Here is an 11,258-nt window from a genome sequence, read left to right on the forward strand (position 1 = left end):
TCGTCCGAACACAGACGAGCCGCCTTCCTCGCGTGACGGAAGTCACGGGAGGGAAGGCGGCTCGTGGTGCGTTCGGGGTGTCTCCTACTGCGCTTCGGCGGCCGCCAGGCGAGCCAACATGCGGTCGAGGACGGATCCGTCCGGGCCCAGGTCGTCGAACCGGGACGAGCCGTCGGCCTGCGTGGTGACGGCGACCGGTGTGAGGCTGCGCGCCAGGTCGCTGCGGCGTCGAACGGCTTCCAGGATCGCGGCGTCCAGGTCGAGAATCTCCTGCTCGAGGCGGTCGAGCGTGGCCGTGTCTGCATCTCCGGTCGACCCGGTGGCGTGAATGGCGAACGATTCGGTCTGAACGGACACATCGTCTCCTTTGGTCTCGTGCGCGCAGGGCCGCCGCTGCGACGCTGTACATAGTTAGTCGCGGAAGCGGTCTATACGTTACGTCCGGTACACCGCCGATGCATGGCACGAGGGGCGGCGTACAGTTGCACTGTGCAACAGGAAACGACGGCCGACGAGGTGGCGGCGGTGCACGCCGAACTGGTCCAACTGGCGCGCGAACTGGTGGCCGGAGGACGTGAACCTCAGGGCGGTCCGTCGTTCGCCCAGCACTCGGTCCTCTCGTTCGTCGCGCGCAATCCCGGTTGCCGCGCCACCGATATCTCCGACGCGTTCGGCGTCAATCGTTCGACCGTTTCGCGTCAGCTTCGTGGGTGCCTGGACTCGGGCTGGGTGCGATCCGAGGTCGGCCCGCTCCGGGCCGGCTATCCACTTCACCTGACGGACCAGGGCACCGCGGTACTGGCATCGGCGGACCGCCGGCGTCTCGACGAGGTCCGTGCCCGGGTGGACGGCTGGTCACCGACCGAAATTTCCCAGTTCGCGAGCATCCTGCGACGGTTCCGCACAGCGCAGGCGCCGACGCCGCTCGCCGAGCCCTTCCAGCGAGATGGAGATGACGCACATGCGTGAGTACGGCGCCCGATCCCGATTCACCATCGGCGCAGACGAATCGATCGTCCACACCGTCTTCGAACACGCGCGCCGCAGTCCGCAGCGCGTGTTGTTCTCGCGGCCGATCGCAGACGAGTGGGTCGACGTCACCGCGGCCGAGTTCGCGGACCTGGTCACCGGCGTCGCGAAAGGGCTGGTGGCGTCCGGGGTTGCGCCGGGTGACCGCGTCGTTCTGCTCTCGGCGACCCGATTCGAGTGGACCCTGTTCGACTTCGCGATCTGGGCCGCCGGCGCGGTGTCCGTACCGATCTACGACTCCTCGTCGCCCGAACAGGTCCAGTGGATCGTGGAGGACTCCGGAGCGGTCCTGGCGATCGTCGAGCGGGCGCAGCACGCCGCGGGATTCGCGGATGCCGGACCGGATCTCACCCGAGTTCTGCAGATCGAGGATCGGGCGGTCGAGAAGCTGATCGCCGAGGGCGCCGGCCTGGCCGACGACGTCGTGCGGCAGCGGATCGCGGGGGTGAGCGCCGACGATCTCGCCTCGCTCGTCTACACCTCGGGGACCACCGGTAGGCCCAAGGGGTGCATCCTCACGCACCGGAACTTCCTGTCCGAGGTGCGGGGAATCCTCGTCGCGTCGATCGGCGAGGTGGCGCGGCCGGGGAATCGCATGCTCACCTTCCTCCCGCTCGCGCACGTCCTCGCGCGAGCGGTGTCGCTGGCCATGTTCGAGGCCGGCGGAATCCAGGCGCACTGGTCGAACTTCGGTACCGTCGCCGAGCAGTTCGAGAGGTTCCGCCCCAACGTGATCCTCGGTGTGCCAAGGGTATTCGAGAAGGTGCGGGACAGCGCGGCGCACACCGCCTCCAAGGGTGGCCCGATTGCGCGGGCGGCTTTCGCATTCGCGGAGTCCACCGCGATCGAGTACAGCGAGTCCCTCGACGCCGGCGGGCCGTCGTTCCTGCTGAAGGCACGCCACGCGCTCGCGGATCGTCTGGTGTTCCGCAAGCTCCGGGCCGCGATGGGAGACGAATGCTGGTGGGCGATCTCGGGCGGCGGGGCTCTGATGCCCCGGCTCGGACACTTCTTCCGGGGCGCGGGTATTCCCATCTTCGAGGGATACGGACTCACCGAATCGACAGCGGCGCACTGTGTCAATGTGCCGGGCGAGCAGAAGATCGGAACGGTCGGGCGCCCGATGAGTGGCAACTCGGTGCGGATCGCGGCGGACGGCGAGATCGAACTCGCGGGCGGCGTCGTGTTCGGGGGCTACTGGCGCAACGAAGAGGCGACGGTGGACGTCTTCGACGACGGCTGGATGCGGACCGGCGATCTCGGTGAACTCGACGACGACGGCTACCTGATTCTCACCGGACGGAAGAAGGATCTGCTGGTGACGGCGGGCGGGAAGAACGTCTCGCCGGGGCCGCTCGAGGATCGACTCCGCTCGAACGCCCTGATCTCGCAGGCCGTGGTGGTGGGGGACGGCAGGCCGTTCATCGGGGCACTGCTCACACTCGATCCCGAGCCGTTCGAGAACTGGAAGGCATCGAACGGCAAACCCGTGTCGGCCACCGTGGCGGACCTCGCCGACGACCCCGATCTCCGTGGGGCCCTGCAAGCGGTGGTGGACGACGCCAACGCGAGCGTGTCCCACGCGGAGGCGATCAAACGATTCGCGGTCCTTCCACACGATCTCACCGAGGAGTCCGGCGAACTCACCGCCACTCTCAAGATCAAGCGGAACGTCGTCTCGGAGCGTTTCGCCGACCAGATCGCCTCCATCTACCGCTCCCGCTGAACCCGTGCGGCTAGCTCCTGGCGACCAGTGCCGGGAGTCCCTCGGCTGCGGTGGTGCGCCACGAATACTGCACGTGCGGGCTCAGATCCGTCGCCTGCGGGTTGATCTCCACGACCGTGGCGCCCGACCCGATTGCGCGCAGCGGCAGGCCCGCCGCCGGGTACACCACGCCGGACGTGCCCACGACCACCATCAGGTCGCACTCGTCGACGGCGTTCTCGGCCCGCTCCCACGCGTCCACGGGCAGCGCCTCGCCGAACCAGACCGCCCCGGGGCGGACGGAACCGCCGCAGCGCGTGCATTCCGGCGGAGCCACCGGGCCGGTGGGCTCGGCGTCGAGGCCGCCGTCGGACGGGTGCGGGGCACCGCAGTCGCCGCAGCGCGGGGCGAAGAGGCTGCCGTGCAGATGCGCGGCCACCTCGCTGCCCGCCCGCTCGTGCAGGTCGTCGACGTTCTGCGTCACGATCTCCACCGGGGTGTGCCGGGCCCACTCGGCCACGGCCCGGTGGCCGGCGTTCGGTTGCACCCGGCGCACCAGGCCGGTCCGCCACTGGTACCACGCCCACACGAGGCCGCGGTCGCGCTCCCACCCCTCCGGGCTCGCGAGCTGCTCGGGTGAAAATCGCTCCCACAAGCCGGTCTGCGCGTCCCGGAACGTCGGAATGCCACTCTCCGCGGACATTCCGGCGCCGCTGAACACCACGACCTTCCGTGCAGCGCGGGCCGCTTCGAGAATTGCCGGGTCGACAGGGGAGACAGTCATACCGCCGATTGTCCGCGTCCACGGCCGGCTCGTCCGCACCCGACTGTGCCGTGTCGCGACGATCGGGTTGAATCGACGCATGGCTACGAGCGCGTGGAACCGATGACCGGCGAGTTGCTGCCGCACCCCGGCACGGGGGAAATGTTCCCGTCTCCGGTGCCGCCCGGCACCGGCTGGCCCGGCGATCCGGCGGACGAGCAGACACCCGTGGCCCACTCGGCGGCGGACGTGGTCGCGTTGGCAGCCGACGCGAAGAACCTCCTCGACATCGACGCTCGGATCAGCGTGTGCCGCGCGTGCCCGCGACTGGTGGAGTGGCGTGAGCGCGCGGCGGAAACCAAGCGCGCGTCGTTCGCGAACCAGCCGTACTGGGGCCGGCCGGTCACCGGTTTCGGCGGCGACTTCGCGAAGCTGCTGATCATGGGTCTGGCGCCGGCCGCGAACGGCGGCAACCGCACGGGCCGCATGTTCACCGGTGACCAGGCCGGCGACTGGCTGTTCCGTGCGCTGCACCGGGCGGGACTCGCGACCAGGGCCGAGGTCGACCACGCGGGTGACGGGCAGAAGCTGTTCGGCGTGCGGATGCTCTCGGCGGTACGGTGCGCGCCGCCCGAGAACAAGCCGAGTATCGAAGAGCGGGACTGCTGCGCGGGCTGGCTCGACGCCGAGTTCGCCCGGCTCCTGCCGTTCGCCCGGGCCGTCGTCGCGCTCGGCGCCTTCGGCTGGGACGCGACGCTCGGGGCCGTCCGGCGCTCCGGCGGCACCGTCCCCACCCCGAAGCCCAAGTTCGGGCACGGGCAGATCGCCGTCCTGCACACAGCGGACGGCAAGCCGCTGAACGTGATCGGCTGCTATCACCCGAGCCAGCAGAACACCTTCACCGGACGGCTGACCGAGCAGATGATCGACGACGTCCTGTCCCGGGGGCAGGAACTCGCGGGCCTCGGCTGGGCCTGCGGCGGCTCCGGGCGCTGACGGCGCTCCGAGCGTCCGGTGCACAACTGTGACGCATACGTCCTCTGAGTGGGACGGCAGCTTGAATCACACCCCGTAGGGGTGGCTACCATCACACACCACGTCGAATGCCGTTGGAGGTGTGCATGAGTCGCGAGGTCCCCGAACCCGCAGTTCAGATGGGTTATGTCGTGGCGGACCTCGACGCCGCCATCGACCACTGGGTGACGCACGCCCACGTCGGACCGTGGACGGTGTTCCGTGGCGTGACGCTGAACGGGCGCTACGCGGGCGCCGACACCGTCGTGACCATGGACGTCGCGATGGGTTACACCGGCGACCTCCAGATCGAGCTCATGCAGATCACGTCGTCGACGCCCTCGCCGTACGCGAACTCCGCCGGCGAACCGCTCGTCGGACCCCACCACATCGCCTGGATCACCGACGATCTCGATGCAGCGCTCGCCGACGCCCGCGGCCGCGGACTCGACGAACTCTTCGTGGCCGAGGGTCCGGGGACGCGCGTCGCATACGTGCATGCGCCCGGGCAGCCGGGCGTCGTCTTCGAATACATCCAGAGCGCCGGCATGCGCGAGATGCTCGCCTACGGCATCGAGCAGGCCCGCACCTGGGACGGATCGAACCCCGTGCGCTCGATCGGCTGATCGCGGCGCTCCTCCCCGGGGCCACCCGGCCCCAACCGACTTCCGCATCGACAAGGCGGAGAACCCAATCCGGCGGCGCCGGGAAAGGCTGAACGATGGTCAACTGGAACGAAGAATGTGACGTGTTGGTGGCCGGGTCGGGCGCCGGTGGCGTCACCGGCGCGTACACCGCGGCTCGCGAGGGCCTCGACGTGATCCTGGTCGAGGCGACGGACAAGTTCGGCGGCACCACCGCGTACTCCGGTGGCGGCGGGTTCTGGTTCCCGGCCAACCCGGTGCTCAAGCGCGCCGGCACCGACGACACGATCGAGGACGCGCTCGAGTACTACCACGCCGTCGTCGGCGACCGGACCCCGCGCGAGCTGCAGGACACCTACGTCAAGGGCGGCGCTCCGCTGGTCGAGTACCTCGAGCAGGACGAGAACCTCAAGTTCGAGATGCTGCCGTGGCCCGACTACTACGGCAAGATGCCGAAGGCACGCAACGACGGCCAGCGCCACACGATGCCGACGCCGCTGCCGATCTCCGAGGTCGGTGACCTGCACAAGCTCGTCCGCGGACCGCTCGACTTCGACCGGCTCGGCGCCGACCTGCCCGAGATGCTGATCGGCGGCCGCGCGCTCGTCGGTCGCTTCCTCAAGGCGATCGGCAACTACCCGAACGCGAAGCTGAACCTCAACACCCCGCTCGTCGAGCTGGTGGTCGAGGACGGCGCCGTCGTCGGCGCGCTCGTCGAGCGTGACGGCGAGCAGGTCGCGATCCGCGCCCGCAAGGGCGTCATCCTGGCGGCCGGCGGCTTCGAGGGCAACGACGAGCTGCGCCAGAAGTACGGCGTCCCCGGTGTCGCGCGCGACACGATGGGTCCGTGGGGCAACGTCGGCCAGGCACACCAGGCCGGTATCGCCGTCGGTGCCGACACCGACCTGATGGACCAGGCGTGGTGGTCGCCGGGCCTGACCCACCCGGACGGACGTTCCGCGTTCGCGCTGTGCTTCACCGGCGGCATCTTCGTCAACGACGACGGCAAGCGCTTCGTCAACGAGTACGCGCCGTACGACCGCCTCGGCCGCGACATCATCGCGGGCATGGAGGACGGCTCGGTCACGCTGCCGTACTGGATGATCTACGACGACAAGCAGGGCCAGCGGCCGCCGATCGCGGCCACCAACGTCTCGATGGTCGAGACCGAGAAGTACGTCGACGCCGGCCTGTGGCACACCGCCGACACGCTCGAGGAGCTGGCCGGAAAGATCGGTGTCCCGGCGGAGAACCTGCTGGCAACGGTGGAGCGGTTCAACGCGATGGCCGCCAACGACGTCGACGAGGACTTCGGTCGCGGCGACGAGGCGTACGACCGGGCGTTCACCGGCGGCGGCCCGGCGCTGATCCCGATCGAGCAGGGTCCGTTCCACGCTGCCGCGTTCGGCATCTCCGACCTCGGCACCAAGGGCGGTCTGCGTACCGACACCGCGGCGCGGGTGCTCGACACCTCCGGCAACCCGATCCCCGGTCTGTACGCGGCCGGCAACACCATGGCGGCCCCGAGCGGCACCACCTACCCCGGTGGCGGTAACCCGATCGGCACCTCCATGCTGTTCAGCCACATCGCCGCGATGAACATCGCCGGCAAGTAAGCCGAAACGCACTCACGCGCCCCGCTGCCGGTTTCCCGGCGGCGGGGCGCGTGGCGTTTCGGCGGCTGTCGATCGTCCGGCGGCTCAGCTGTCCGTCGGCTCAGCTGTCCGTCACGGTGAATCCCTTGCCGACCGGGTTCGACTGGGCCTCGATACCACCCAGAACCGCGGCGATGTCGACGAACTCGAACGGGGCCCGGGTCATGCCCACGAGCTGTGAACCGTTGACGAACGCGGGGCCGCCGGAATCGCCGCCGTTCGCGGTGACGAACGAACTGATCCGCTGTGCTTCCTGGCCGTAGATAGGTCCGCAGGTCAGACCCGTCCGCACGCCGGCCTTGCACAGCATGCCGTCCGGATGCGCCGGCCCGAGGCTGTCGATCCGCGCCTCCGGCCCGTCCGACGAGAGCACCGCGTCGGGATTCAGCTCGATCACCACGTAGTCGATCCGTGGGTCGCGGTAGGCGACGGTTCCGATCGGATCGCCGGTGCCGGACGGCCCGAAGCGGTACACCGTGGAGCCGTCCGGGAAATCGGCGGCGCCACCTGCGGCCGCGGAGACGCAGTGCCCCGCCGAGATGGCGATCTTGTGGCCCAGGGCGTCGGTGCCGACGACGCCGAGGGTGCAGTACTCCTGGTTCTGCATCGGATTCGACGGGCCGGCGTCCGGCTTCGCCGTCCATCCGATGCCGTTCGACACCGTGCCGGTAGCCGTTGCCGTGTCGGCTGTTGCCGTGTCGGTTGCCGCCGCCGCGGCGGGGGCGAACGCTGGGGCGAGCGCAGCGCATGCGGCGAGGGCGGTGAGCAGAACGCGTTTCGTCATCGTGAACTTCCCTGTCGGGTGGGCGGCACCCGGGTTATGGAGGTGAGAACCGGCGAGGGAGGCGATCGGCCTCATCCGTGCGCCATAACGGAAGCGTAACGAGGAAGTCTCGATCCGTCGAGAGTTCTGCAAGCTTTGTCTCAAACGCGCATGAACCGACCAGTTCCCTTGTGTAGGAAACGATTTCGCGGATTCGAGAGTGGCGACCGTCCGGTACCGGATCAGTCGACGGCCTCCTGCTCGGCCAGCGCCCGCCGGGATTCCTCGTGCAGGACCTCGATGAGTTCGCGTTCGACGGCCGCGAACTCCGGCGACGTCACGATCGGCAGTTCCCGCGGCCGCGGCAGGTCGACGACCACCTCTCGGCGCACGGTCGCGGGGCGCGCGGACAGCACGATCACCCGGTCCGACAGGAACACCGCCTCGCGCACGTCGTGCGTGATCATCAGGACGGTCCAGCGATACTGCTGCCAGACGTCCTGCAGCCAGGTCTGCATCTCGGTGCGGGTGAGCGAGTCCAGTGCGCCGAACGGCTCGTCGAGCAGCAGGACCGAGCGGTCCTGGACGACCGTACGCAGCAACGCCGCGCGCTGCCGCATCCCGCCCGACAGCTGGTGTGGCCGGGCGTCCTCGAAGCCCGCGAGCCCGAACCTCGGGAACAGCTCGGCGGCGCGGGCGCGGGCCTGCTTCTTCGGGAGCCGCTGGACCTCGAGTCCGAGCGCCGTGTTCTCCAGCACGGAGCGCCACGGAAACAGCAGATCCTTCTGCGGCATGTGCGCGCACGTGGGTGCGGACACCGATCCCGAATCGGGGGAGTCGAGACCTGCGACGATCCCGAACACAGTGCTCTTGCCGCAACCACTGGGGCCGATCACCGAGACGAACTCGCCCTGCCGTACGGCGAGGTCGATGCCGTCGAGCACCCGCCTGGTGCCGAACGACTTGGTGACGGTCGCCAGCTCGACGACGGGGACCTCAGCCACGACGTTCCTCCCGCCCGGGTTGCTGGATCCACGGCGCGACGACCCGTTCGATCGCGAACGTGCACAGGTACAGGGCGACACTGATGGTCGCGGTCACCAGGACGGCCGCGAGGACCAGGTCGGTGCGGAACGAGTTCTTCTGCACGCTCATGTAGATGCCGAGTCCGGAACTCGCGCCGACATACTCGGCGAACACGGCGCCGACGACCGCGTAGGTGACGCCGATGCGCAGCGCCGTGAAGAACCGGGGGAGGGCGGACGGCAACCGCACGTACCGGAACTGCTGCCACTTCGACGCGCCCATGCTGCGCAGCAGCGCGCCGGCCTCGCGATCGGCCGAGGCGAACCCCTCGACGAGCCCGATCGCCATCGGGAAGAACGTCGCGAGCGCGATGACCAGGACCTTGGGCAGCAGGCCGAAGCCGAACCAGATGATCATCAGCGGCGCGATCGCGATGATCGGCAGAGTCTGCGACACCACGAACAGTGGCACGAAAGCCCTTCGCAGCCAGGGCGAGAAGTCGACCAGGACCGCGAGCGCCCACGCCACGACCAACGAGACCGCGAACCCGATCAGCGTCACCTGCAGCGTCGCCCAGGCGTGCACGGCGATGTCGTCGCGGTGGGCCCAGCCCTGCTCGAGCACACGGCCCGGCGACGGCAGCACCTGAGGGCGGATCCCGCTGATCGTCACGTAGACCTGCCACGCCGCGACGAGCGCGAGTGCGACCACCACCGCCGGAAGTAGCCGGCGAACCGGACCGGCGGTGGTCGTCGCGTCGCGCTTACGGGGTCGCGAGATACTCATCGGTGAAGTACGTCGACCAATCCGGTTCCGCCGTCAGTGGTTTGCCGTCGGGGCCGGCGAGCAGTCCGTGTTCGTACAGGAATCCCGAGTACCCGGCCCACTGCTCCCGCGTCTGAGTTCCGACCCGGCCGGATGCGTCCTTCATGTAGTCGGCCGCCAGCATCCGCTGGCTCTCGACCACCAACTCCTCGTCGCTGAAGACCCCCGGGTTCGCGTCGATGAGGGCCTTCGCGCCGCGGTCCGGATCGTCGGCGGCCACCTGGTAGCCGCGCTGGAGTGCCTGCACGAACTTGCGGGCCTGCTCGGGGTGTTCGGCGAGCCACTTCTCGTTGCCGTTCACGACGATCGCGTAGGCGTCGGGGAACCCGAAGTCGGTGTAGTGGAAGTAGCGCATCGGGGTGCCGCGGCGCGCCGCCTCGACGCCCTCCCACGCGAAGTACGACACCGTGAAGTCGGCCTGCCCGCCGTATACGGCTTCGTACGCGGAGGTCCCGAGCACGACGGTCTCGAAGTCGCCTGTGCCGCCGTCGTTCCGGATCACCTGGCGCAGCGTCTCCCGCTCGCCCGGGTCGCCGAAGCCGGCGTACGTCTTGCCGTCGAGATCCCTCGGGCTCGCGAGGTCGGCGCGGTCCGCTCGGACCCCGATACCCGTGGCCCAGTGCTGCAGCGGCGCCAGGACCGACACGGTCTGCGCACCGGCGGCGCGGGAGAACGTGGCCGAATCCTGGAAACTGGTACCGAATTCGGCGTTGCCGGCGTCGACGAGGGTGTCGGGCGAGGTGTTGTTGTACGGCAGCACTTCGACGTTCAGGCCCGCGTCCGCGAAGTAGCCCTCCTGCAGCGCGACGTACAGTCCGGTGTGGTTGGTGTTCGGCGTCCAGTCGAGTGCGAACCGGATGGTGTCGCCGGAATCGTCGGAGCTCGCGCACCCGGTGAGGATGCTCATCGCGGACGCGACGATCGCCGACGTGGCCAGGACGCGGCGCAGCCGCGACATCGACGTCACGACGCGGGCCAGGGCTGCGGGTTCAGGGCGGTGTCCCAGAACATGAATTCGTACCGGGTCGCGACGACGAACGCGCGGATCATCGCCTCGCGCTGTTCGGCGGTCGCGGCGTCCGCGGCCGCGTCGACGAGGCGCCGGGCGGTCGCCACGGACTCGTGGAAGGCCGGGTCGTCGTACGTGGTGACCCACCGCGCGTAGGGGTGCGAGGGGTCGGCGGCGAGCACCTCGTGCGCGTCGGCGGCCAGGCGTCGTCCCACCTCGGCGTAGATCCAGAAGCACGGCAGGACCGCCGCGGCCGCCACCGGGTACGACTCGGTGGATGCGGTCGCGGTCAGGTACGACACGTATCCCAGGCAGGCCTGCGAGTGCTCGGCCGCGGTCGCCGCCCGGGGCAGTACCCCGCTGCTCAGCAGGCCCTCGTGCAGTTCCGTCTCGACGACGGCGGCGGTCGCCGCCGACGTCGCCCAGAAGGCGGCGGTCTGCGGATCCGGTGCCTTGACCGCCAGGAGCGCCAGGGCTTTGGCGTACTCGGCGAGGTACAGCGAGTCCTGCTCGATGTACGTGCGGAACACGTCGAGCGGCAGTGTGCCGTCACCGAGTCGGCGCAGGAACTCCATGTCGTCGATCGCGGCACGCAGCACCGCGGTGCGGTCCCACAGCAGATCGGTGAACCGCGCGCCGTCGGCGGCGGAGTGGACAGTTGTGTCATGGACAGGCGTAGTCATCGCCTTGACATCCCTTCGTCAGCATTACCTGATGCAGGTTCCCGGGTGTGATCTCAGCCCCGCCCGTGCGGAGCACCCCGTGTCAGTGAACGAGCCGACCTTAGCACCGCATGATTGGTACCTTGGCAATCGGTCGGCAGCC

The 11,258-nt window shown here is 69.3% G+C and carries 12 protein-coding genes and 1 riboswitch; of the genes, 5 read left to right on the forward strand and 7 right to left on the reverse strand.

Going from position 1 to position 11,258, the window contains the following annotated elements:
* Positions 1 to 84: 84 nt before the first annotated feature.
* Complete coding sequence (locus tag C7H75_RS08785; protein WP_005514281.1) at positions 85 to 357, reverse strand: hypothetical protein; 273 nt, start codon at positions 355 to 357, stop codon at positions 85 to 87.
* Between the two features lie 102 nt (positions 358 to 459).
* On the opposite strand from C7H75_RS08785, the gene C7H75_RS08790 reads away from it, so the two are divergent.
* Positions 460 to 969, forward strand: coding sequence for a MarR family winged helix-turn-helix transcriptional regulator (locus C7H75_RS08790; RefSeq protein WP_044990741.1), 510 nt, complete (start codon positions 460 to 462; stop codon positions 967 to 969).
* Positions 962 to 2,755, forward strand: coding sequence for an AMP-dependent synthetase/ligase (locus tag C7H75_RS08795; protein WP_022594989.1), 1,794 nt, complete (start codon positions 962 to 964; stop codon positions 2,753 to 2,755). The genes C7H75_RS08790 and C7H75_RS08795 overlap by 8 nt, the downstream gene beginning before the upstream one ends.
* Positions 2,756 to 2,765: 10 nt before the next feature.
* Here C7H75_RS08795 and C7H75_RS08800 read toward each other — a convergent pair whose 3' ends face one another.
* Positions 2,766 to 3,518 (reverse strand): NAD-dependent deacylase, encoded by a 753-nt coding sequence (locus C7H75_RS08800; RefSeq protein ID WP_005514277.1) that lies wholly within the window; start codon positions 3,516 to 3,518, stop codon positions 2,766 to 2,768.
* 102 nt (positions 3,519 to 3,620) lie between these two features.
* Between C7H75_RS08800 and C7H75_RS08805 the strand changes: the two genes are divergently transcribed.
* The 3 genes from C7H75_RS08805 (at position 3,621) to C7H75_RS08815 (ending at position 6,771) form a co-directional block, all read left to right on the forward strand.
* Entirely contained in the window at positions 3,621 to 4,493 is an 873-nt protein-coding gene (locus tag C7H75_RS08805) for a uracil-DNA glycosylase (protein ID WP_005514276.1), read from the forward strand.
* 125 nt (positions 4,494 to 4,618) lie between these two features.
* Positions 4,619 to 5,137 carry a VOC family protein gene (locus C7H75_RS08810; RefSeq protein WP_233281882.1) on the forward strand — a complete coding sequence of 173 codons (519 nt, stop codon included), beginning with the start codon at positions 4,619 to 4,621 and terminating at the stop codon, positions 5,135 to 5,137.
* A gap of 95 nt (positions 5,138 to 5,232) precedes the next feature.
* Positions 5,233 to 6,771: an FAD-binding protein gene (locus C7H75_RS08815; protein ID WP_005514272.1), complete on the forward strand. Its 1,539-nt coding sequence runs from the start codon at positions 5,233 to 5,235 to the stop codon at positions 6,769 to 6,771.
* A 100-nt stretch (positions 6,772 to 6,871) separates the two neighbouring features.
* Here C7H75_RS08815 and C7H75_RS08820 read toward each other — a convergent pair whose 3' ends face one another.
* From C7H75_RS08820 to C7H75_RS08840, 5 genes are all read right to left on the reverse strand, one after another.
* Complete coding sequence (locus C7H75_RS08820) at positions 6,872 to 7,594, reverse strand: chymotrypsin family serine protease (protein ID WP_022594992.1); 723 nt, start codon at positions 7,592 to 7,594, stop codon at positions 6,872 to 6,874.
* 221 nt (positions 7,595 to 7,815) lie between these two features.
* Entirely contained in the window at positions 7,816 to 8,577 is a 762-nt protein-coding gene (locus tag C7H75_RS08825; RefSeq protein ID WP_005514269.1) for an ABC transporter ATP-binding protein, read from the reverse strand.
* A complete protein-coding gene (locus C7H75_RS08830) occupies positions 8,570 to 9,385 on the reverse strand; it encodes an ABC transporter permease (protein ID WP_022594993.1) in 816 nt (271 codons plus the stop codon). Before C7H75_RS08830 ends, C7H75_RS08825 begins: the two co-directional genes overlap by 8 nt.
* Positions 9,363 to 10,391, reverse strand: coding sequence for an ABC transporter substrate-binding protein (locus tag C7H75_RS08835; protein ID WP_013415503.1), 1,029 nt, complete (start codon positions 10,389 to 10,391; stop codon positions 9,363 to 9,365). Before C7H75_RS08835 ends, C7H75_RS08830 begins: the two co-directional genes overlap by 23 nt.
* Positions 10,388 to 11,116 carry a TenA family protein gene (locus C7H75_RS08840; protein ID WP_084924766.1) on the reverse strand — a complete coding sequence of 243 codons (729 nt, stop codon included), beginning with the start codon at positions 11,114 to 11,116 and terminating at the stop codon, positions 10,388 to 10,390. The genes C7H75_RS08835 and C7H75_RS08840 overlap by 4 nt, the downstream gene beginning before the upstream one ends.
* Positions 11,110 to 11,206: riboswitch (TPP riboswitch) on the reverse strand. (Overlaps the previous gene by 7 nt.)
* Positions 11,207 to 11,258 lie beyond the last annotated feature (52 nt).

The sequence above is a fragment of the Rhodococcus (subgen. Prescottella) equi genome (genome assembly GCF_003013675.1).
In the GTDB taxonomy this organism is placed as follows: domain Bacteria; phylum Actinomycetota; class Actinomycetes; order Mycobacteriales; family Mycobacteriaceae; genus Prescottella; species Prescottella equi.